Source organism: Alicyclobacillus acidiphilus NBRC 100859 (assembly GCF_001544355.1).
GTDB lineage: Bacteria > Bacillota > Bacilli > Alicyclobacillales > Alicyclobacillaceae > Alicyclobacillus > Alicyclobacillus acidiphilus.
In genome coordinates, this window is the sequence record NZ_BCQI01000007.1 from 1 (window position 1) to 22,934 (window position 22,934).

Here is a 22,934-nt window from a genome sequence, read left to right on the forward strand (position 1 = left end):
CGGCGACGCGGCTCGCCGTCACGCGCCGCACCTCCGTTCGCATAACGGAACTTTTGTCCGCTATGGCACTTTTGAAACGATCGCAAACTGCCCCCGTTCGGTTGTTCGGAGAGATTTTCAAAGACGGGTGTCCATCGGTCTGGTAGAAGAGGTCACAACCGTTGTCCAGCCCTGAGACTGCCGTAGAATCGATTTTGGGGGTTCAATCGGCGAAAATCTCCCCGGCGAGGCCGAAATACCCGGGAGGCTGAAATGACTTCTTAGAGTACGAGATCTTCTCAGGAGGGTCAAACCAATTTTGTTTCCTGGTTACGAGACACTTTGCTGTCTACCCTTTATCCGCCTCGATCGCCGCGGAATGGGCCGCTTACGAAGCTGGCAGACGCTTCATTCGGTGCAAGTCGGATCAAGCGACGCACTTAAAGAGGTTGTCCGAAAAGGGGCAAAGAACGCTGCAAAGTATCACCAGTCGCCGGGCAAAAATGCTTTCTCACGCACCTTGTGTACGCCCAGTCCGCATTTTTGCCCTCTTCCTTGTGCTGCTCGGCACCTGGGTGAGACTAGAGCTTTCGCTTCGTAGCGAGACCTACCCACTCTGCATTGCCGTTTCCGATGGATGCTAAGCACGTCCTCTGGCTGATCAACACTGTCAGGGTGTTTGGGTGGGTACCTGCGACCTTTTCAGACATGCTCATATATAATTCGACTTTACTTTACTCGCACGCCGTACAAAAATTTCCCCTGCCAGTATTGAGAGTTCAGTTGTATCGGCATAATTCCTTGCGTTGTTTTACCCACAACCTCGCCGTTGCCAATATATATGCCATCGAACGTGGGCGTGTTCGGTTGGTCAGTCAAATCAAAAAAGACGATATCGCCGTATTGGAGTTCATTCTGCGAGGCTACCTTCGCACCGGCCGTCGCTTGTTGGGTCACGGTCCGTGGAACGGTAATGCCTGCTTTCGCATACACGTACTGGACCAGGGCCGAGCAATCCTCTGGCTGCGTCCCCTGTTTTGACAGCAGTTCCTGGACCGTCGCCTGCATGGAACTCAGTTGGGAAGCGGATAACGATCCGCTCCCGGTCGTCGTATTGTTCGTCGTCGTATTGTTCGTCGTCGTATTGTTCGTCGTCGTATTGTTCGTCGTCGTATTGTTCGTCGTCGTATTGTTCGCCGTCGTATTGTTCGTCGTCGTATTGTTCGTCGTCGTATTGTTCGCCGTCGTATTGTTCGTCGTCGTATTGTTCGTCACTGTGTTGTTCGTCGTGGTGTTGTTCGTGGTGTTGTATGGACGATACGGAACGACGGAGTTGCCGCATCCGACCAAACCCACGACAACCAAAGACGCGAGTCCCATGACAAGCGTTCTATTTCTCATGTAACCAGTTCCTCCTCGCAACCACGAAATCGCCGAGTGGCAAATGTACTGTATCACATCATGACTGCCTGATTAGTTTACCAATCCGAGGACGTGATTGCGAATAGAGAAACCGACTCGCCCAACCGCTCCGCCGCACCGCACAATCTCAAATCGAATGCCAAATCCGATTGCGATGTCGATCACGACGTGGATTCGACTCCGTCGTCCGCCGGACGGTACGATAGAATGGTCTTTTGATACGGATCGATGGCAAAAATCCAATGATCGACTCGAATCTGCACCGGATCGCCGCCGAGATTCGATGCCTCGGACTGTTCTGGATATCTACAAGCTCTCTTTGAGGATGGAAAACTGTAGTAACTCAATTTCGCCAATTGCTTCGAATCAATGTCGGGCCAATCCATTTGCATCAAGATCCCTCCCCATCGCTCACTTGGAGTGCGATCATATTCGACTGCAGGCTCCGATCAAATAGTAAGCCAGAAATTTCAAAGTCGAATCAAAGCAGAGATTTCACGTCCGAGATGAGCGCCATTGCTAGGGAGATTCGAGCTCGCCAAAATTCGACATCTATGCCCGGGAGCACCTTTTGCGGTAGACTAGGGTGAATCGCTCGACTCTATGACATCGAGGTGATCATCCTGACATTAGGATGGAGACGTTTGGTTATCCGAATCGCAGCGGTTGTCGTGTTCGCAATCGATGTCGGACTATTCATCTTTATTGTGCACCATAATGAACGAGAGAGGGCTTTTTATCAGAGGATCTCCTATTCGTTCTGGAAACTCGAAGACGGTCGGGTAGCATTTGTCGATTTTCGCGGAAAGCCATTGCGATTGGACGGAATCTTTGATTCGGACGGATACAATGGCGGAACATATACCATCATGGATCAAAGACACCATGAATGGCGAGCGACAGTGAATTCGTCGGGAAAGGTCGTTCGTGCTGTTGAGACAGATGCCAACTAATTTCCTGACCCTGTGGTCTTCGGAGGTGCACAAGTATTGTTTAAACATCCGCCGAGACTGGGGCACGTGACGATGATTCGAAAAGGCCAGCACAATATGCAAGAACGGACACCACCGAACCGGAAGCCGGCCAACATCAGACATATCGCCCTCTCCGCAGCGCTGTTGGCAGTTGGATTGTTGCTTGTCGTCGGTTTCTTCTATTTGGATCGACACAACCGCATTGGCCGTCTGATTCAGTCCGCGGGTCCATTCGCCGTGATCGCATCCATTGTCTTGATGTGTATTTTCTGCATGCTCCCGGTCCCGTCCGAGTTTTTGATTATCCTCAATATGAAAGTGTTTGGCGTGTGGTGGGGCGTCTTGTACAGTTGGGCCGGATCTCTGTCGGGCAGTATCGCGGTCTTCCTGTTCGCCAGATACATCGCAAGAGATCTGCTCAAACGGTTTATCGCAGAAGAACATATGCGGAAGGTTGAAACCTGGATCAGCCAACGCGGTGTCATGGGACTGATTCTCGTGCGGATCATCCCAGTTCCGTTTATCGTCGTGAATTATACGGCGGGCGTGGTGCGAGACATCTCGCTCTGGAATTTCACCTGGACATCCACTGTCGGCGGGATCCCCTACTACCTTGCAGCCGGATTGCTGTTTCTCGGCTTCTCCAAAAAATTGGTGGTCTGGCTCTTCGTTGGCGGAACGGCGGTGTTAGCCATTTGGTTAGTCGGCTACATGTACCGCCGCAAGACGAAGGTAAAAGATTAGAGACACCGGCTTCATGCGCGATCGCGCCATCGTCAAGGGAGTTGGCGGCTCTCTCAACCTACATCGGCGGCGTCAGTTTCCCGAGTTGGGTGCTCTGCGTCGCACCGGTGGCCGATGGCACATTCGTCGGGCGATCATGCAGAAATTGCCAGGCGAACAACGCGAACGCCATAGCCTCTTTCATATCGCTCGGGATCCCTAGATCGGTCGAGTCAATCAAGCGTACCGGCTGACACGAAACCCGAATCCACTCCATGAGCGTGCCGTTTCTTCGTCCACCGCCGCCTGCAATCAATTCAAATGGTTCAGTTACGCATTTGGCGATGTTGACTGAGATGGATTCGGCGACAAATTGGGTGACGGTCGCCACTTGATCCACCACGGACAAACCTCGCATGTCCGTCATCAATCGCGCCAGATAGTCGCGCCCATACCGTTCTCGCCCCGTGGATTTCGGAGGCGGCATGGACACATACGGATCGGCCCGCAGCCAAGCCTCCACAAGATGCCTAACGGGGTTTCCACGTTTCGCCAACTGTCCATCCTCGTCGAACCATTGTTCCCCGCCGGTCAATTCACGGACCAAACCATCAATCAGCATGTTCCCAGGCCCTGTGTCGAACGCGGCCACGCGATGGAAATCTCCAGCGGCGGGCAGGATGGTGACGTTGGCGATCCCGCCGATGTTCAACGCGACGCGACACATCGCGTCATCTCGCAGATACGCATAATCGAAGTACGGAATGAGCGGGGCACCCTGCCCGCCGAGGGCGATATCCTGCCGTCGGAAATCCGTGACGACCGCACAGCCAGTCGCGCGGGCGATTCGCGCCCCATCCCCAATTTGCAGAGATACGCCCAGATTGGGAGCATGATATACCGTTTGGCCGTGCGATCCAATCACCGCGATCTCGGCTGGTCCTACATCGGCCTGCCGCATGAGCTGCAGCGCCGCCTCGCCAAGCCAGTCGCCTAATTCAATATCCATGCGGGCCACGAATCGCGCGGATACATTGGGATCGAACAAGCGAAATAGCTTCTTTCGCTGGGATTCCGTATAGGGAACGTAGTGGCTGGACACCAATTTCATCACGGGGAATTGTTCGCCTTCCTCAGAAAACTGGACCAAGGCCGCGTCGATGCCATCTCCCGATGTTCCCGACATCATGCCAATCGCCAGACCTCGCTCCCGCTCCATGGCCATTCTCCCTTCATTCGCTCCATAGCTTGATTGCGCATCGATCCCGCCGTACCGTTCGCACACCGCCAGACTGCTGGATCTTATCCGTGCAAGAATTGCACACGCTTCGTCAGCGCGCCGCGCGGCACGGCAAAGGCTTGGGCCCGTTTGAAGCCAGCTGGGGCGCCGCGGACGATAGTCAACGCCTTGTAATATTCGATAAACGGAAAGCCGTACGTTTCCCCGCGGGCATACGCGTAGACGTTCATCGCTCTGACCCAGGTCTCGTACGCTTCATCGGGAATATCGACAAATACTTCCGGATTGAAATCATACGGATCTTCCCAGTTGTCCGCATAGTAGAGGTGTGGTGCGTAGTGTGGAGGAAGCTCTCGTTCGATGGTCTTCAATCCGGCGTAAAAATGGGCATCCTGGACAATCCAGTACGTGTTTTCGTGGTCTTTGTGGATGCTGCCGCGCCAATGCGTGATGATGATATCTGGCTTCACCTCGCGAATCACGTCCGCAACTTGGTATTTCACCTCGTCGTTGACGGGCAGTTCCGCATCCTTGTAGGCGAGGAACCTCACCTGCGCACCGACGATTTCCGCGAATTTTTGCGCCTCCTCGATTTTCTGCTTGGCGTAATCGTTTGGACTCAAGCGTGGATGCCCCTTTTCGCCCGGAGTCAGATGGAGAAACGTCGCTTTGTGTCCCGCCTGAACGTACTTGGCGATCACGGCGCCCGCCGTCAGATCCATATCCCCCGCGTGGCCGCCGATGGCCAAAATCGTCTTCGTCTCACTAGGCATCCTGTTGCCCTCCTTTATATTCTCCAGCACGTTTTCCATGCCGGCGCACGTCACGACAGTTGTTTGCGCATGACATCGAAGCGGCGCGTCACTTCAAACCCCGCGCGCTGGTACAAGTATCCGGCCGGGCTGGTTTCACCCGTCCACAAGAACCAAGCGCTGTGCAGCCCGTTCGCTTTCATCTCGCCCAAACACGTGTAGAGCAAAATTTTCCCCAATCCAGTACCTCGCAATCGATCATCGACGCCAAACGGCCCAAACCGTTCACCCACACCGTCGTATGCTCCGTACATGCAAAAACCGACCACTTGCTCGTTCTGGCGCGCAATGAGGATTTGTCGAAACGGAATCCCGTTGGCGACGGCTTCCCGGACCGCACGAGCCCAATCCGGATTGAATTTGGAGTCGTTCATTTCAATCAACTGGGTGAGGTACTTGGGCGAAAGAGGTTCAAATTCGTACCCTTCCCGCCGCCGTGCTTGTTCCAACTCGATCACGTCGCTCGGCAGCGCGTAATCCACCAGGTTCTTATCCATCGCGACAGGAGAGTAGAGAACGCGAAACCCCTGGTGCTCGAGAAACGATTTGGCCCGAGGATAGCGGGTCGCGTCGATTCCGGGGACGAAATAGTTTGGCGCGTACGACGAGAAGAAGATGTGGCGGCGGGATCGAGCCTGGAAAAACTGGTCTGCGGCTCGAAACATCTGTTGTCCGATACCTACGCCCATTCGGTCGGGGTGGACGAAAAATGCGGTGATCCAGCCGTTCTCCGGTTCCAAATCACCTCCCGACAGCGGAAGCTTTCGGACGACACACAGAGTAAATCCAACGATCTCGCCATTCTCTTCGAACAGAATGAGGCCATCCGGATCAAAATTGGGATCGACGAGAACCCGTTTGATAAACACCTCCATCGAAATCGGATCTTTGGGACATGCGGTGTTCCACAATCGCACAATCGACGATTCGTCTCCGCTCCGGTAACTGCGAATCACGGTACGATTCCCCCTGGCACATCAATTGGTCTTACACATAGCGCTGAAAAGGGTGGATGTCGCGATGGAACTGCTCCAACCGCTCCTTCGATTCTTCCAGATAATCGAGCGCGCGCCCCGATTGAACATAGGCCCGAAGTTTGGCGGAGCCCGCCAGCAAATCGATAAACGGATGCGAAGACTGATTCGCTCCTAAGAATTCGAAATCCGACTCGTAGAGTTCCGCGATGCCCTGCAGCAGTTGAACCCCCACGCGAACCGGCTGCAGCGCGCGGGCATCCGTCACGTGCAAGGAAATGCCCTCACAAAACTCGCCCGCGTACTGTGAATACGTGGGCACGAAGTAAATCGGACGCGCGACAATGCCTGGAAACGCCTGTTGGTTGAACCAGTCCGTCAAAGCGTGGGCTTTGACATAGGGCGCGCCAATATACTTAAAGGGATGTGTGGTTCCACGGCCAAGACTGACATTCACGCCTTCGAACAGACACGTTCCAGGATAGAGCAGGGCCATCTCCAAATCTGTTGTGTTGGGGGACGGAGGAACAAACGGAACGCCTGCATCCGTGAGTAGCATGTCGCGCTTCCATTCCGTCATCCCGACTACCGTCAATGGACACGGTGTAGCAAGGCGATCGTTGATCCAAATGGCCAGTTCCCCCATCGTCAGCCCATGCCGATTCGGAATCGGATGCATGCCGACGAATGACTGAAAATCGAGATCGAGTATATTTCCCTCTCGATGCACCCCGTCGATGGGATTGGGCCGATCAGGCACCACACAAGGCAACCCAAGCTCGCCGCACGCTTCCATGCAGTACGTAAGCGTGTTCATATTTGTGTAGTAGCGCGATCCGATATCGACCAGATCCACCACCAGCACGTCCACACCATCCAGCATGTCTGCAGACGGTTTCTTGTTGGGACCATATAAACTAAACGCAGGAAGGCCAGTCGCCTCATCGATGACCGAATCGACCGCCTCCCCCTCCTTCGCGCTGTTCCTCACGCCATGCTCTGGACCGAACAATTTGGTCAGCTTCCAATCGGTTGAGTTGGCAAAATGCCGAATGACGGGAACATAGTTCGTGTCCGTTACAGCGTAGTTGGACACCAATCCAATCCGTTTGCCGTTCAGAAGCGCCCGGTGACGTGTCAGCAGTTCTTCAAGTCCGATCTTACTCACCTGTGTCCCTCCCTTCGGGGATTCTGGAAGCGTTTCACCTAACAGGGACAATGCCTATTTGACTGCCATGGTAAGCCCCCCGCCATCGCACGTCAATATTTTATTTCAATTTATATTATTGATAACAGAAACAATATTTCATATCGTGATCGCTTCGTCCGCATGGTGGCAGGCTGCGGCATGATTGGCGCCTACCGCGCGAAGCACGGGTCGATCGCGAAGACATACCTCCGTCGAGATTGGACATCGGTTCGCAAATGGACACCCGCGGCGTCCTTCGAATAGATCAGGTGCCTCAACACTCGTATTGAGCTTGGTGTCGCGTGACCATGCACCCGAAGTCGAAGAAAGCAACAATCGCGTATACGGGTGAGCGGGACTCGCAATGATTTCCGCCGATGTTCCTGTCTCCATGACTTGCCCGGCATACAACACCATCATCCGATCCCCGAAGTATTTCGCGGACGCAAGATCGTGTGTGATATACACGTAGCCTAGGTCAAATTCGCGCTTCAGACGATTCAACAGCTTGAGAATGTCCGCCCGGATGGACACGTCCAACATCGAAATGGGTTCGTCGGCCACGATGAAACGCGGCTTCACGGCGAGCGCTCGGGCAATCGCGACGCGCTGCCGCTGGCCTCCCGACAATTCGTGAGGATACTTCAAAATCATCTCCGAAGCTGGCGAAAGACCCACGGTTTCAAGTAACTGCAAAGTCTGTTGCCGCAAGGCATCTCCGCGCAAACCCTGGTGCTTCCTCACCAACGCGCTGAGATGTTGTCCGACACTGCGAACAGGATTCAACGATCCGAATGGATCCTGGAATACCATTTGAATTTGGCGCCGCAACGTTCCGAGATCCCGCTGGCCACGGACGTGCGTGACATCGTTCCCATCGACGAAAATCGTTCCAGCGGCCGGTTCATTGAACCGGACCAAAGCACGACCAAGCGTGGATTTTCCGCTCCCGGACTCGCCGACCAGCGCCAGGACCTCGCCGGTGTGGACCGCGAAACTGACGCCGTCGACCGGTGTGATGTACTTCGTCCCCTGTTTTGTCTTCACAGGGAAGCGGACGACGAGATCGATTGCCTGCACAAAAGGTTGGTCAGTCTGCATGGGCGAAACTCCTTAACTCGTCTGTTGTCAGGTGACATGCGATTTGATAGTCTCCATGCCTGGTCAAATCCGGCTTAATGGAGGCACACGCGTCTCGGACATAAGGACAGCGAGGGTGAAACGCGCATCCTGGCGGCATGGACAATGGAACCGGCGGCGAGCCTGGAATGCCGGATATCTCGTCATCTCCGGCGTCGAGTGTTGGGATCGCCCGATGCAACCCCATTGCGTACGGATGATAAAGCGGCGGTTCCTCAGTCGCCAACTGCGAATCGGACATCTCGACAAGACGGCCCGCGTACATGACGCCGACGCGGTTCGAGATGCGGTTGACCAGCGTGATATCGTGACTGATAAAGAGGATGGAGAAACCGAACTGCTCCTGCAGTTCCATGACCTGCTCAAGAATGGATCGCTGCACGACCACATCCAGCGCGGTTGTGGGTTCGTCCATGATGACCAGCTTTGGCTTGAACGCGATGGCAATTGCAATCACGACGCGTTGCCGCATCCCGCCGGAAAGCTCGTGTGGAAAACTGCCAAGCCGCGCCGGATCGATTCGGACGATGCGCAGCAGTTCCGCGGAACGCTCCATAGCTTCCCGTTTGGACATCCTCGGGTCGTGCGCGCGAAAGGTATCGACCATCTGTTCCCCAATCGTGCGAACGGGATTTAACACGTTCATCGCGCTCTGAAAGACCATCGACACATGTGTCCAGCGAAACTGCCGAAGCTCTTCCCGGCCCATCCTATAGATATCTCGATCTGCGATGCGGATGCGCCCACCGGTGACATAGGCGCCGGGCCCGAGCAGACGCATGATTGCCATGGCCAACGTCGACTTCCCGCAGCCCGATTCCCCAACCAATCCGACCGTTTCGCCTTCGTGAATGGTCAAGCTGACACCGTCTACCGCAGTGGCAAAGCCGCGCGGCGTCATGTATCCGACAGACAGATTTCGCACGTCAAGAACAGGTTTTCCTGTCATACGGCTCCCTCCTCAGCGGCCTGGAGTCGCAGCTTGTCGCGAATCGCCTTCGACAGTTTCGGCGGCTTTTTCAAACGGGGATTGCTCACTTCGTCGATGCCGTAGTTGATGAGCGTCAAGGCCAGGATGACCATCGTGATCGACAAACCCGGGGGAATAAACCACCACCACGCCCCTTCCATCATGGCGTTGCCATTTTGTGACGCGTTCAGCATATTGCCCCAACTTGGCGTTCTTGTGCTGCCGATGCCAAGAAAACGCAGAAACGCTTCTCCAAAAATCCCCCAGGAAATCATGGAGATGAAGGTGTTGAAAACCAGAGAAACCATGTTGGGCAGCACTTCCGTGCAAACCGTGCGAAAATCGGAAAAACCGCCGAGCCGTGCAGCGAGAATGAAGTCGCGGGTTCTGAACGTCATGGCCTGAGCCCGCTTCATCCGCGCGGCGGCAGGCCAACTCGTCAGGCCCAATATCCATACAATCGCCTGCGATCCCGCGTTTGGAATGTACGACGAGATCATGATGATGAGTGGATATCCCGGCAACACGAGCATGACCTGCGTCACCCAATTGACGACCGCGTCGACTTTTCCCCCTTTGAACCCGGCATAAACACCCAAAATGACAGATAACGATGTGGCGATGACCGCGACTTCGAGGCCGATACAGATGCTCGTGCGCGTCGCATAGATCCACTGACTGTACACGTCGTCTCCATAGCCGGTCGTGCCGAACCAGTAGGTTTTGTTGGGCGGAGTCAACGGTGGCAGCGCCCCTTCGTTCATCGGATCGAAACGCGCAAGATAGGGTGCGAAGATGGCGATGATGACAAATATGCCAAGAATGGCAAAGCCAATCACCGCCTTCGGCTCTTTGAAGACTTGCCGAATCGCTTGCAGCCATTGTGGCTTGGGTGCCCTGGAACGTGCATCGGGCGGAGACTGCGGTTCCATGGTATTTGCATCCTGTCGACTCATGCGCTCGCCCCCTCTGTACGAACACGCGGATCCAAACGTGTGTAAAGGATGTCAACAACAAAATTGGCCAGCAGCATCACGACAGCGATGATGAAAAAGATGCCTTGCATAAGCGGATAATCCTGCGTGATCACCGCTTGCGCCAACTGATAGCCAATTCCGGGATAGGAGAATATCTCTTCAATCAATATCTGACCGCCAACAGCGTAGCCAAGTGCAATGGCAAACTGCGTAACGCTTGGCAGAATGGCGTTTCTCGCAGCGTACACCATCATGATGTTCCACGGTCGCAGCCCTCTGGCCCGCGCATATGCGATGAAATCGTCACTGATGATTTGAATCATGTTGTTGCGCATGGCCAGCATCCAACCGCCAATCGTTGTGAACAAGAGCGCACAAGCCGGGAGAATGGAATGCCATACTGCGTCGGACAAAAACTTCAAACTCCAAGATGGCGAATCCCCATAATTGTAGGAATGCATTTCTGGAAACCAGCCCAGTTTGAATGCGAAGTAGTAGAGCAGTAGGAGAGCCAGCCAGAATTGCGGCACGGAACCGAGAAACATCCATATGGGGCCCATGATTGAGTCAAATAGTTTGTTGCGTCTCCAAGCGGCGACAATACCAATCAATGTGCCAATCAAAAACGCAAGAATCGTCGTGACGCCGACCAAAATCAATGTCCAAGGAAGCGCTTGTCCGATCACGGTTTTGACATCAACCGGATAGTACGTGATGGAAACACCCAGATTCCCATGCAACAATTGAGTCATATAGTCGATGTATTTCTGCCACAGCGGCTTGTTGTCAATCCCAAATTGCAGCGCCAAAGCATGCATGACCACGGGGCTGATTTTGCCTTGTGACTTTGCCACCAGGGCTTCCATCGGGTTTCCAGGCATCAGATGCGGCATTAGAAAATTGAGCGTGATCGCAACCCACACCAAGACGATGAAATGGATGAACTTCTTTACGTAATACATGCCCGCAGCCCTCTCTTCCCAATCCGCCGCAGGAGCCCGCTCGCCCCTGCGGCCCTCCCGCAGAGCTTAATGAACGGCCTTGATATGCGTTAGTACGACGCCGTTCGAAAACGCGGTCGCCGGCGAAGGATCGGCGTAGTTGTTTTTCGCCGAAGGCCAGTTCGTGTAGTATTTCGTCGAGTATTGACTCCATTCGGCCGCATACACCAGCGGAATGACAGGAAGCTGCTTCTCAAATTCGGACTCCATCGTATACATGGCCTTCTTCTGGGTCGCGAGATCCGCGCTGGCCTGGAACTGATTCAGCGCCTTGGTCATCACCGGATCGCTGAACTGTTCGTAGTTACTCTGCATACCCGGATAGAAGTTGTTGCGGAAGCCCTCAAACGGCGTGTTGCCGGCGAAGTTGCCAGATTCAAGCGCGAGATCGAACTGGTGGTTCAGCAGGTCGTTCGACCAGTCGGTCTGCTGAGGTTCTTGAACATTGATTTGAATGCCAATCTGCTTGAGATCCTGGGCAATCAGCGTTTCGTCCTCATTCCAGTCCGTCCAGCCATTTGGCGCAATCAAATTAAACGATAGTTTTTTGCCAGAAGGACTCACGCGCACGCCTCCTGGCCCCATCTTGAACCCGGCTTTGTCCAATAGTTGGTTCGCCTCTGCGACGCTGTACGTGAACTTGGTACTGAGACCCGGTTTGAGCCACTTGTTCTCATCCGGCAGAATGAGTCCAGTCGGGTTGGATGGCGCTTCGTATCCAAACTCTCCGACCGTATCGATCTGCTGGCGATTGATAGCGTCGCTGATGGCTTTTCGAAGCGCAACGTTGGCCAGAAGGGGATTCTTCAGGTTTGGAAAGATATCGAGATCGGCAACTGGAGGGAAGTAGTAATGATTCGTCGTCGGTGCCTTGGCGACGTACAGTTTGTCGATATTTTGCAAAAACTCGTCTGCCCAATCGAGCTGTCCACTGGTTAATTGCAAGTTTGCGGGCTGGGCGCTTGGGATTGCCGGATAAATCAGCTCAGGCGCGGCTGGAGTACCACCCCAGTAGACTGGATTGTATTTCAGGCTGTAGGTTTGCGCGCTAAATTTATCCAGCATATATGGGCCGGTTCCGACTGGATTCGGATCCGTCCACTTTGAAGGATCGCCTTGGATCTTGCTCCAAATGTGCTGTGGCACAATGGGAACGTCGCCAACGACAATTTGGGCAAACGGCACTTGCGCGGATACGAAATTGAACTGCACTTTGTTACCGCCCGCAGATTTCACAGACTTCAACGATTTCCAGATGGCGTTCGTGTCGAGCGAAGGATATTTTTTGAGCAGGTTATAGGTGAAAATCACATCATTGGCGGAAAAAGGTGTCCCATCATTCCACTTCACACCGCTGCGAACTGTGACCGTCAGCGTTTTGTTATGATTGCTCCATGTCATACTTGTGCCAAGCATATTGTACTGAGGCCCCGTCGGGCTGAAGTAGAATAACGCCTCATAAATGGTGCCATTCGGCGTTTGCAGGTTTCCGACAGCGAACGGGTTAAAGTTGTCGGTCCATGCGGACGTCTCCTCCGCCAATATGGTCAGCGGTGGATGATTCGCATTGCTGGCTTGACTGGCGGCAAACGTGGGCGTGGCGGCGAATATTCCGGCAACGCCAATGACTGCGGCAGCCGACGAAGCTGAGATGGTGCGACGAACATACTTTCTATTCACTCTGCAATCCCCCTTAATACCATCTCCATGGTTTCTTGCTGGTCTTGACCACGCTCTCCACAGCAGGGAAAACTCCTAAAATTTTGTTTTACTATATCGTGTCACTTTTTATCATTCTTATTTCCGACATCGCTCGCTCATGCAAGACAATTCTCTTCCATTTCTAGCAACGCAGAAGGGCTGCACCACGTATCGTCAAACATGACACGTGATACAGCCCAAGCCTGAAGTCAAGATATGCATCTCAAGACCGACGGACTCTCGGGATCGTCCGTCACCTTCCCCGATTCAACTTGTAGAACTGCACAAGCGGACGATACACGCACATCGCCAAACCGAGAAACGAAACAAAATGAAAGAACGGTACGATAGCACCGAATGCGAGAAATACCAACTGGGCGAAATATTGTTCACCGATGATGAACCCCCGAAACGGAACGAATCCTCGCCATTTCTGGGCGCGCGCAAACAGGTCGGCACGCTGGCCGTCATATTGCTCATGGGATGGCGGGACGTTGCCGCTCGCGCCAACAGCGACCACGTCGACACCGTGCCTGGGTTTGGGTTGAATCTGAGCGAGATACTCCAACAGATACAGCGTAAACAAGGCGATCAGCGTCCATTTCCAGATCCACATTTCCGTTCCATGCGTACGGGTATAGCCGTAGGCGAGTGAAAAGTATATAGCAAATTCTTTCACTCGATCCGACACCTGATCCAACCAGCCTCCAATGGACGAGAACATCTTCTTATAACGGGCGAGTTGGCCATCCGCGCAGTCGATGACGTAGGACAACTGCACGAACAGAAGACCGATGCTGAGGTTGTCTCGTCCCCCAAATCCCCAGAAGACACAGCCGACGAAACAAATAAACATGGACAACAACGTCAACTCGTTTGGAGTCACTGGTGTTTTTCGCAATATATACACGAGTCGAATCGACAGTGGATAATATAAATAGTTTGTCCAAATGTCGATAGGGCGCTTGGCACAGTCATTGATTCGGGACAGCTCAGAGGTCGGCATCGCGATTTGCCCCCTCACCGCGTTCGAATAGATCTATCGCATACGTATAGTCTTCGGCAAAATCAACCTCGACACATGGCAAGCCTGTGATGTCGATTGCGACCAACCAAGACTTGTCAGCCATCGTATGCAAGGCGTATTCGAAGAATTGCATTTCGTTCCCTGGCTTGGCTTCAGCCGCAACTTGTTGGCGAAACGCCTCGGCAAACGATCCAGAGAATTTCGCGACACCGATAAATTCGCCGTATGATTTCTTTGGATCCAGGTGCTTTCCAATGTCAACCACCGTGCCGTCCTGGACCATCACCTTGACTTCCTCTTCTCGACACTGTTTTCGATCCACCGCCAAGCAACCCCCATCTCGTTCATCGAGAAGGCGCCGGAGAACACCGGGATCGAACACAACGTCGCCATTTAAATAGAGGAAATCGCCCTCGCAAAATGGAAGCGCGTCGCGCAAGGAAAACAGCGTATTGGTCGTTTCAAAGTTCTGGTTGACGACGCAGCGGACCGCTAGGTCAGGGTGATGCCTGCGAATGTGCTCTTCAATGGCTTGCCTCTTGTAGCCAACAACCATGACGATGTTCGTTACACCGTGTTGCCGCAGTGCATCCAATTGCCTATCCAAGATAGTCCTCTTTCCAATTGGCAAGAGACACTTGGGCCTTTCATCAGTCAAAGGACGAAGCCGTGTTGATAGTCCAGCCGCAAGGATGATTGCATGAGTTGAGGCCAATCCTCATTCCCCCTAGGTTCTGTATGTCTATAATCCTTTATCAGACAATATCTTCATCAAATTTACATCGAATTACTTTCCCGGAATTTTTGATGGATTTTTAAAGTGAGAGCGGTATTGTTCTCTTCGGCGAAAAGCCAATCAAAAATAAGAGAAGTTTTGGAGGGAACCGATCATGAACAAACGCATCGTAGCATCGATGGCGACACTCGCTTTGCTCGCAACGCCGTCCATTGCAATGGCAGCAACGTCCAACAAAACCGTCGCACATCACACAGCCGTTCACGCGACAACTCACTCGACAAAGAGCCATTCGAAATCGACATCCAAGACCAGCAAGCTGAAGTCGTCGCACAAGTCGACCACAACTCACGGCAGCAAGGCAAAAACGTCGGGCAAGAAGAAGTAAATCGTCGCCTACCCAGCGGGTGGGTGATGTCGTGATCGACGAAGTCCATCCAGAACGACAACAACCTCGGCACGAAAAAGGCGCCCCCTCGGCATACGCAATGGCCGGAGAAGGCGCCTTTTGAACATTGGACCGATTAGGATTCATCCTCCAAGCTGCCTTGCGGTCCAAAGAACTCGTAGTGGATTTGATCGGCTGGCACGCCCCAATCCTTCAGCGCGCGGTAGACGGCTTTCATAAACGGCGTAGGACCGCAGAAGTAGAAGTCGGAATCCTTCGCGACCGTTTGTTTCAGCCATTCGAGATCGACAAATCCCGATTTGGCAAAATGTCGATGCGCCATATCGTCCTCAGAGGGTCGTTCATATACGACATGGTAGCGCAAGTTCGAGTGCGTGTTCGCGAGATGGTTTAAATCCTCTTGCAGCGCGTGCATCCCGCCGTGAATCGCGGCGTGGATGTAGGTCACGGCGTGATCCGGTTGTTCTTGCAGCAACGTCTTGACCATGCTGACAAGCGGCGTCATACCTACGCCGCCGCTCAGAAATACGATCGGCTTGTCGATTGGGCGGCGCATGACGAAGACGCCGGACGGTGCACTCGCCAACAACACATCCCCTTCATTGACGTGGTTGTGCAGGTAGTTGGACACAATCCCCGCTGGAAGCCGATCTCGAGCATCCTCGCGCTTGACGCTGATTCGGTAGTATCCGTTGCCTGGCGCATCCGACAGACTGTAGTGGCGAAGTTGAGTGTAGCGCTCGCCTGGAATGTCCACTTTCAACGTGATGTATTGGCCTGGCACAAAGCCGGCGATGTCTCCGCCATCCTCTGGAACCAAGTAGAACGATGTGATCACGTCGCTCTCTCGCACCTTGCGGCTTACGACAAACGGGCGAAAGTCCCGCCAACCTCCTGGCTGCGTCTCGGCTTGTCGATACATTTCACTCTCTATACCGATGAACGCGTCGGCGATCACGCCGTACGCCTGCGCCCACGCGTCAATGATTTCATCGGTCGCGGCGTCACCCAGTACGTCCTTGATAGCCTTTAGCAAGTTTTCCCCGACGATCGGATAATGTTCCGGACGAACGCCCAAGCCGCGGTGTTTGTTGCCGATTTGTCGCACCACAGGAACAATGTCCTCCAGGTGATCGATGTGCTCTGCCGCTGCGTAAATTGCGTTTGCCAACGCGGTCTGCTGACGTCCCCGGCTTTGGTTCGCTTTGTTAAAGATATTGAGCAGTTCCGGATGGCTGTCAAACAATCGTTCGTAAAAGCGGCTGGTGATGGCAGTACCATGCGTGGCAAGCACCGGCACCGTCGATTTAATGATTTCTCTGGTCTCCTTAGATAGCATTGCGGAACCTCCTGACTGTGATTCAGCGTCTGACTGCATTTGTTTTCGTCGTTTCCATGGGTGATTATACTCGCGCAGTTGAATAAAAGGTGTATTTTATATACACCTTTTATGAACGTTCTTTGTCAGGCACAGAAATCCGTCACGCAATGATTCGCAAAAAAGGGCCACTGCGTCATCGCAGTGGCCAAAGAACATCTATCCAAAGGGGGTCAAGAAGGGGTGCAGCTGCACTTCTTGGTTATATAGTAGATCGGGAACCTTGAACCAACCTTGAAGAAGTGGTTCGAACAGGTGTTGACCGAACGGGTTACACAGCTCTACGACCTTTCACGCTGTTGAATACCAGTCTTTCATTCTCTCGCTCCATGTCATAGAATGTCGATTATAGACGAATCCACTGAGGAGACTCGATAGATTGAAGGCGAGATCGACATTTTTCATGACGACCGTCGCATCCTTGGCCGCAAGTTCGCTGATTGCATTCCACTTCCCCGCTGTCGTTGCCGCAGCGTCCGTCGATCACGGACAAACGGCGCCGGCCGCGTCGACCAGAGCTTTCAACTCAGCCACATCCACACCAGAGCTGCAAACCAGTATTCTTCATACTGCGGAATCGTACGAGGGTCTCCACTATCTTTGGGGTGGCACAAGTCCCCGAACAGGTTTCGATTGCTCCGGTTTCATCCAGTACATATTCGGTGTCCATGGAATTCATTTGCCTCGGACGGCGAGCGAACAGGCGAGCGTTGGCACGCCCGTGTCGAAAAACAATCTGCAGCCGGGCGATCTGCTGTTCTTCACCAACACGTACGCAAACCATCTCGCCAATCAGGTGACACACGTGGCACTCTATTTGGGCCACGGGGCAGTGATAGAATCGTCGTCCGTAGGGAACCAAGGCGTCGTCGTGCTCAACGACATCTTTGCCAACCCTTGGTACGCGTCCCGTTACTACGGCGCGAGAAACGTGCTCCGATAGCACGTACCTGCTCGTGCTATCGGAAATTTCGCGACTGTCGGTAGTCAACGGCTGCCGTACGTGCTGTACACGGTCGATCTTGTGCTTTGGCCAGCCTGTTTCGGCGGGATCGACGGTTTTTGCGACGTCTTTGGCAACGGCGGAACATACTGGCCTTCGACCGTCACAAGCGTCCCGTAGTACAGCAATGACCACACGACCTTGGCGTGATCCACGGGCAATTCGACACAGCCGACGCTTTGCGGATAGCCGTAGGACTGTCTGACAAACCCATGAATCGCCTGACTTCCGTTGTAGTAGTTCACGTATGGAACGCCGGGATCGACATACTTGGTCCCGTCTGGGTTCTTCCCCTTCATCGTCTGCGATAGATATCGTTGATAGACTGCGAATGTCCCGTCCGTCGACGGCGCGCCAGCAATCCCCGTGTTGACCACCGACTCATACACCCACTTTCCTGCCTGCCACACGTGCAGCATTTCAGGATCCGGATTTTTTGTGACGAGTACGTATGTATACGGATATGGATTCTTCACCGCGTTCGGCTTCAATATCGCCTGCCACACCGATGCTCCGGCAATGCCGTCGATGGCCAAATGATTGAGGTATTCCACCTCGATCACGGCCGCGCGCGTCATTTCCGTGTAGACATCGGGCGCCCACAGGTTCTTCAACTGCGCAGGCACATTGTCGAATTTCCACTGAAACGCGACCTGCGGTGGATTGAGAAGATTCTTCTTCGTGATTTGCGGCGCTGTGTTCGACGCGATGGCGACAGGCAGATAACCGAGTTCCGCAAGCCGCTCGTTGAGCGCGAGCACGTCCTTCCCTTCCGTATCGAGGCCGAACACAGGATATTGAAACGGCCGACTCCGAGGCTTGGTTGTCACGCCGGGCCCCGTTCCCTTCCGGTGGTTCGCCGGCGTCTGATTCGAAGTCGCAGAATTCGTCGTCCCCTGGGATCCATTCGCCGCATTGTGATGCAGGCTAGGCCCACTGCACCCAGTCACTATGCATACGACAAAGAGAATAGCAAGCCCCAGGATATTTTTCGTTTTTTGCATCATTCTGGAACGCTCTCCTCGCTACTTCTCCTATCCTGCCTATTGTAATATAGTAAGGGTTCAGAGGTAAGAGAATTCAGCTATGTGAGGTTAGTCCATGAATCACAGACGTTATCAGCCGCAGAAGGAGACCAAACCGTCATCGACGCCACAGCCTAAGAACGTTCGCTGGGCGACACTTGTGCTAGCTTGTTTGATCTATTTTTTCGTCTCCAGTTCACTCTGGGTATTTCATGGACCATTTGGATTGGTTCGCAACTATGTGATCGACACATTCGACGAAACCAGACACGGCTACCTACTGCGTCCGCTGTCGCTCTATACGCTGTCCAATTCGGTCATTCAGTCGCATTCGTTGGCGGACAGCGGCATGTTGTCGGAGACGCTGCCAATCAGCCTGTTTGGGGGGAAAGACTACAACAACGATGGCGCAATCCATCTATACACATACCATGGGACCACGTTCACGGCGCATATCATGGTGGTCGACAACCCCAAGCGGATCCAGGTTGTCGCGACGAAGTATATTGGCAAGACAGGACAAACTGTTCAGGAAATGGTTGAAGAGTCCGGGGCTGTCGCCGGTGTCAACGGCGGCGCGTTTTCCGACAACAATCAGCAAGGAACCGGAGCGAATCCATTGGGGATTACGATCCACGATGGTCAAGTGTTGACAGGGAAGCATTCGAAGGGAAAGTATCCGGAAATCGGATTTACGGCTGGAGGCCAGATGATTGCCGGCGATTATTCGTTGGCCGACCTCGAAAAGGCGGATGTGCAGCAGGCATTGAGTTTTGGACCCGTCCTGGTCTTAAACGGCCAGCCTGTTTCAGTGCCTGACCAGGGCTTTAACCCGCGAACGGCGATCGGTCAAACGGCCAGTGGAAAAGTGATTCTCATTGTCACGGACGGACGAGGACAATTTGGACATTTGGGTGCCTCCATGTCGGATTTGACCGAGTTGATGTTGCAGTACCACGCCGAAATCGCGGCCGATCTCGACGGGGGCTCATCCACGACCATGGTGTACAACGGCAAATTGGTCAATACCCCGGTCGATTTAACCGGCCCGCGCAGCGTCGCAACGTCGATTGTCGTCATGCCCGCAAACGGAGGAACCTAAATTGCTCACCAAACGCGCTTTCGGACGAATCTTTGTATCGTTTGTCGCCCTTCTGACGCTGAGCCAAGTCCTGTTTCTTCACCACATGAATCGATTGTTTTACGTACAAGAGAAGCGGACGCAAGCCGAAATTGAACAGTTGCTCAACCCATCGCTCATACTGAGCGCCAAGGCGAAACAAATTCTCGCACAGCTCCAGCACGAATACGCAGGCGTAACCGTTTCGCCGAACGGCCAATATGCGACCTACCTCGAGGAAGGCGCTACAGATGCGGTTCATGTGGAATCTTTGGCCACTGGCAAACCGGTCAGCGTTGCAACGGATTTGTACCCTGTGCAGTATATAGGTTGGCTCGACGACGAAGAAGTATTCGTAGGCGAGCAAATTACGCCTGGTGAACTCGAACTGAACACATTTTATGTATCGACGGGACAACAGGCGGATGTAACCGCCGGAAGCGTTCCAGTATTCTCCGAGTTGTCCTCCGACGCCCAAATTGTCAAAGTGACCTACAGCAGCCAAACGAACGATATCTTTGTGCTGATCAATTCGAGCGAGTCGAGCGCGTTGTACCATATCGGCACCATGGAAGACGTTCAGAGCGTTCCTTACGGCGGCGGCTACGTGAAAAACATCGCACTGACGCAGGACGGAACGACCCTGTATATCGAGGAGAATATCGACGGCTCGTGGGATGTCGTTCGCTTGCGCCAAGAAAGCACGACAAGCAGCTACAGTCCGGAGTTCGACATGAGCCAACAGGTTGTTCAAAGCAACGCCGCGCTCTTGGGCACGGTCAACAACACCCTGTACTATGGGACAGTGAATCAAAACGGACTCGTCGTTGCCATCTATAAAGAGGATGCGAACGGCAAAACGGCCCTTGTTGAACATCTGAACTCGCCGACGATGGCGAGCGACATTCTGATCGACGAAGGCGGGCACATTTTTGTGCATCCCGTCGCATCGACAAGCACCACGGTCTCCTAAAATGCAGAGTCGCATATTGATACTTCTTGCGAGATAGTTGTATACTAAAAACAATTGTTTGTATCACGCAAGCATTTGCGAATTCGTATGAAGGAGAACGATGGATGGTGGAACAAAATTCGTCAGACGCGCAGAATCACGCCCATTCACGTGCCGTATGGGCGGTTTTCTTTGCAAGCATCATCGCATTCATGGGCCTTGGACTTGTGGATCCGATTCTACCTGCCATATCGAAACAATTGCATGCGTCACCCAGTCAAGTGACCTTGCTGTTCACCAGTTACAACGCCGTGATGGCGGTGGCCATGTTGATCACCGGCGCCATTTCCAGTCGGTTGGGCACGAAGGTTACGCTGATTTCCGGCGTGATCATTATCGCCATCTTCTCCACATTGGGCGGCCTGTCCAACAGCGTCTGGTGGATTGTCGGCCTGCGCGGCGGCTGGGGGTTGGGAAACGCGCTGTTCGTCGCCACCGCGTTGGCGGCCATCGTCTCGTTTTCCAAGAACGGCACCGCAAAAGCGGTCATCCTCTACGAAGCTGCCATCGGTCTTGGCATCTCCGTGGGCCCGTTGCTCGGCGGTGAGTTGGGCGCTATCACGTGGCGCGGGCCGTTCATTGGCGTCGGCGTCCTCATGGCTGTTGCGCTGGTTTTCCTCTCCATATTTATGCCTGGCTCGAAGAAACAGGCCGTAGCCAAGCGACCAGCGACATCGATTGCGGATCCGTTTCGCGCGATGCGGTATCGGTCCATCGTCGTCTTTGGTCTAACAGCTTGCCTGTACAACTTTGGCTTCTTCACGTTGCTCGCATACGCACCGTTCGTGATGGGCCTCAACGCCCGCGGCATCGGTTTCGTCTTTATCGGTTGGGGGGTTTTGCTCGCCATTACATCGGTCTTTGTTGCCCCCATTCTGCAACGGCGTTTTGGCACCGTCAACTCGATGGCCGCCATGCTGGCGGCTTTCGCGGTGGTTCTGATCATCATGGGTATCTGGACATCTGTTCAGTGGGTCGTCATTGCCGCCGTCATCTTTGCCGGTGCGCTGTTGGGTAACAACAATACGCTGATCACGACGGCCGTCATGAACGCGGCTCCCATCGAGCGCTCGACGGCGTCTGCCGCGTACAGTTTCCTGCGGTTTCTCGGCGGCGCAATCGCTCCTTACCTGGCCGGCAAGCTGGCACAATGGTTTTCGCCGCATGTTCCGTTTGTCGTCGGCGGCTGCTTTGTCCTGCTGTCGGTGATCTGGGTCCTGAGCAACCGCCGTCACGTGTCTCATGTCGATCACGCTGAAGCCCACCACTAATCGAGCTGTGAGGGCTGTCCTCCAAGTCATCTGCGATGGCTGCAGGACAGCCTTTTTCTACTCATTATCTATCCAGACTTGCCAGCAATCTCATAGAGACATCGATCCAACGAGATGTTAGCCTAGTATCTGCAACGAAAAAAGCTAAGCCGAATCCTGCAACAGCAGGTACGGGGGACGATTTACATGGGGTGAATCGCGCATTCGCGCGTAGGGACATCTTCCACCGAACCCGACAACTAACCTCGGAGGCTAAGGGGGAAATTTCATTGTTCAAGAAGGCTTTGGTAGGCACTGCTGTCACGGCTGCTACACTCAGTTTCGGCGCGTCGGTCGCAATGGCCGGCACACTCCCACCGGGTGTTACCGTCGATCACTCCATTACGCCGCTCGCTGCGCAATCTGCCAGCAGACAGGTGAAGACCAATGCGGTCTTAGAGGTCGCCGAGAGCAAGTTAGGAACTCCATACATCTGGGGACACAACGAAGACCGTGGCCAATACGGCTTCGACTGCTCCAACTTCGTTGAATACGTCTATCACCATGCACTCGGCTATAAGATGACCACGTCATCGAAGCTTCAATATACGTCTGTTGGTTACCGCGAATCATGGGCCAACGTGCAGCCAGGCGACTTGCTGTCGTTTGACGATGGCGGCCACTCTGGCATCTACGTTGGCAACGGCGAAATGATCCAATGCGGCGGTGGGCTTGGAAAAGTAGGATACCTGAGTGTAAAACCAGGTTCGTACTGGGGTAACCACCTCTCGGCAGTAAAGAAGATCTACTAATGCCATCGAACCGACTGTCATTGAAGAGGGCTGTCCTTACGGACAGCCCTCTTTGCGTGC

Annotated in this window: 23 protein-coding genes and 1 riboswitch; of the genes, 8 read left to right on the forward strand and 15 right to left on the reverse strand. The window is 53.8% G+C overall.

All coding sequences use genetic code 11. The features are described from left to right. Positions 1–708: 708 nt before the first annotated feature. A complete protein-coding gene (locus tag AAC01S_RS19180; protein WP_157071036.1) occupies positions 709–1,380 on the reverse strand; it encodes a C40 family peptidase in 672 nt (223 codons plus the stop codon). A 182-nt stretch (positions 1,381–1,562) separates the two neighbouring features. Next, entirely contained in the window at positions 1,563–1,793 is a 231-nt protein-coding gene (locus AAC01S_RS04075; protein WP_067619205.1) for a hypothetical protein, read from the reverse strand. A 252-nt stretch (positions 1,794–2,045) separates the two neighbouring features. Between AAC01S_RS04075 and AAC01S_RS04080 the strand changes: the two genes are divergently transcribed. Continuing rightward, positions 2,046–2,354, forward strand: coding sequence for a hypothetical protein (locus tag AAC01S_RS04080; RefSeq protein ID WP_067619208.1), 309 nt, complete (start codon positions 2,046–2,048; stop codon positions 2,352–2,354). 36 nt (positions 2,355–2,390) lie between these two features. Beyond that, entirely contained in the window at positions 2,391–3,119 is a 729-nt protein-coding gene (locus AAC01S_RS04085) for a TVP38/TMEM64 family protein (RefSeq protein ID WP_067619210.1), read from the forward strand. A gap of 58 nt (positions 3,120–3,177) precedes the next feature. Here AAC01S_RS04085 and AAC01S_RS04090 read toward each other — a convergent pair whose 3' ends face one another. From AAC01S_RS04090 to AAC01S_RS04140, 11 genes are all read right to left on the reverse strand, one after another. After that, complete coding sequence (locus AAC01S_RS04090) at positions 3,178–4,317, reverse strand: anhydro-N-acetylmuramic acid kinase (protein ID WP_067619212.1); 1,140 nt, start codon at positions 4,315–4,317, stop codon at positions 3,178–3,180. A gap of 83 nt (positions 4,318–4,400) precedes the next feature. Further along, on the reverse strand, positions 4,401–5,111 hold the full coding sequence (locus tag AAC01S_RS04095; RefSeq protein WP_067619214.1) for a PIG-L deacetylase family protein: 711 nt from the start codon (positions 5,109–5,111) through the stop codon (positions 4,401–4,403). 50 nt (positions 5,112–5,161) lie between these two features. Continuing rightward, complete coding sequence (locus AAC01S_RS04100) at positions 5,162–6,106, reverse strand: GNAT family N-acetyltransferase (protein WP_067619218.1); 945 nt, start codon at positions 6,104–6,106, stop codon at positions 5,162–5,164. 31 nt (positions 6,107–6,137) lie between these two features. Next, positions 6,138–7,292, reverse strand: coding sequence for an exo-beta-N-acetylmuramidase NamZ family protein (locus AAC01S_RS04105; RefSeq protein ID WP_067619225.1), 1,155 nt, complete (start codon positions 7,290–7,292; stop codon positions 6,138–6,140). 138 nt (positions 7,293–7,430) lie between these two features. After that, on the reverse strand, positions 7,431–8,414 hold the full coding sequence (locus AAC01S_RS04110) for an ABC transporter ATP-binding protein (protein ID WP_067619227.1): 984 nt from the start codon (positions 8,412–8,414) through the stop codon (positions 7,431–7,433). Further along, entirely contained in the window at positions 8,404–9,402 is a 999-nt protein-coding gene (locus AAC01S_RS04115) for an ABC transporter ATP-binding protein (RefSeq protein ID WP_067619230.1), read from the reverse strand. Before AAC01S_RS04115 ends, AAC01S_RS04110 begins: the two co-directional genes overlap by 11 nt. Beyond that, entirely contained in the window at positions 9,399–10,379 is a 981-nt protein-coding gene (locus AAC01S_RS04120) for an ABC transporter permease (protein WP_067619237.1), read from the reverse strand. The genes AAC01S_RS04115 and AAC01S_RS04120 overlap by 4 nt, the downstream gene beginning before the upstream one ends. Then, on the reverse strand, positions 10,376–11,362 hold the full coding sequence (locus AAC01S_RS04125) for an ABC transporter permease (protein WP_067619240.1): 987 nt from the start codon (positions 11,360–11,362) through the stop codon (positions 10,376–10,378). The genes AAC01S_RS04120 and AAC01S_RS04125 overlap by 4 nt, the downstream gene beginning before the upstream one ends. 66 nt (positions 11,363–11,428) lie before the next feature. Continuing rightward, the gene (locus AAC01S_RS04130; RefSeq protein WP_067619243.1) at positions 11,429–13,081 is read right to left on the reverse strand and encodes an ABC transporter substrate-binding protein; all 1,653 of its coding nucleotides are present in this window, start codon (positions 13,079–13,081) and stop codon (positions 11,429–11,431) included. Between the two features lie 274 nt (positions 13,082–13,355). Beyond that, positions 13,356–14,108, reverse strand: a complete 753-nt coding sequence (locus AAC01S_RS04135; RefSeq protein WP_067619246.1) for a CDP-alcohol phosphatidyltransferase family protein — start codon at positions 14,106–14,108, stop codon at positions 13,356–13,358. Beyond that, entirely contained in the window at positions 14,095–14,844 is a 750-nt protein-coding gene (locus AAC01S_RS04140) for a phosphocholine cytidylyltransferase family protein (protein WP_067619249.1), read from the reverse strand. Before AAC01S_RS04140 ends, AAC01S_RS04135 begins: the two co-directional genes overlap by 14 nt. Positions 14,845–15,019: 175 nt before the next feature. Here AAC01S_RS04140 and AAC01S_RS04145 point away from each other — a divergent pair, with 175 nt between their 5' ends. Continuing rightward, a complete protein-coding gene (locus AAC01S_RS04145) occupies positions 15,020–15,253 on the forward strand; it encodes a hypothetical protein (RefSeq protein ID WP_067619251.1) in 234 nt (77 codons plus the stop codon). 136 nt (positions 15,254–15,389) lie between these two features. Here AAC01S_RS04145 and hmpA read toward each other — a convergent pair whose 3' ends face one another. Continuing rightward, positions 15,390–16,613, reverse strand: a complete 1,224-nt coding sequence (hmpA, locus tag AAC01S_RS04150) for an NO-inducible flavohemoprotein (protein ID WP_067619253.1) — start codon at positions 16,611–16,613, stop codon at positions 15,390–15,392. 418 nt (positions 16,614–17,031) lie between these two features. Between hmpA and AAC01S_RS04155 the strand changes: the two genes are divergently transcribed. Next, positions 17,032–17,595, forward strand: coding sequence for a C40 family peptidase (locus AAC01S_RS04155; protein WP_067619255.1), 564 nt, complete (start codon positions 17,032–17,034; stop codon positions 17,593–17,595). 44 nt (positions 17,596–17,639) lie between these two features. Here AAC01S_RS04155 and AAC01S_RS04160 read toward each other — a convergent pair whose 3' ends face one another. Further along, positions 17,640–18,485, reverse strand: a complete 846-nt coding sequence (locus AAC01S_RS04160; RefSeq protein WP_169794003.1) for a L,D-transpeptidase family protein — start codon at positions 18,483–18,485, stop codon at positions 17,640–17,642. A 271-nt stretch (positions 18,486–18,756) separates the two neighbouring features. On the opposite strand from AAC01S_RS04160, the gene AAC01S_RS04165 reads away from it, so the two are divergent. The 4 genes from AAC01S_RS04165 to AAC01S_RS04180 all read left to right on the forward strand — a co-directional run bounded on the left by AAC01S_RS04165 (position 18,757) and on the right by AAC01S_RS04180 (position 22,874). Further along, positions 18,757–19,782 (forward strand): phosphodiester glycosidase family protein, encoded by a 1,026-nt coding sequence (locus tag AAC01S_RS04165; protein ID WP_067619258.1) that lies wholly within the window; start codon positions 18,757–18,759, stop codon positions 19,780–19,782. 1 nt (position 19,783) lies between these two features. After that, positions 19,784–20,773, forward strand: a complete 990-nt coding sequence (locus AAC01S_RS04170) for a hypothetical protein (RefSeq protein WP_157071038.1) — start codon at positions 19,784–19,786, stop codon at positions 20,771–20,773. A 104-nt stretch (positions 20,774–20,877) separates the two neighbouring features. Beyond that, on the forward strand, positions 20,878–22,083 hold the full coding sequence (locus tag AAC01S_RS04175; protein WP_067619264.1) for an MFS transporter: 1,206 nt from the start codon (positions 20,878–20,880) through the stop codon (positions 22,081–22,083). A 137-nt stretch (positions 22,084–22,220) separates the two neighbouring features. Next, a riboswitch (cyclic di-AMP (ydaO/yuaA leader) is annotated at positions 22,221–22,352 on the forward strand. After that, positions 22,353–22,874 (forward strand): C40 family peptidase, encoded by a 522-nt coding sequence (locus AAC01S_RS04180; protein WP_245630070.1) that lies wholly within the window; start codon positions 22,353–22,355, stop codon positions 22,872–22,874. Positions 22,875–22,934: the final 60 nt, after the last annotated feature.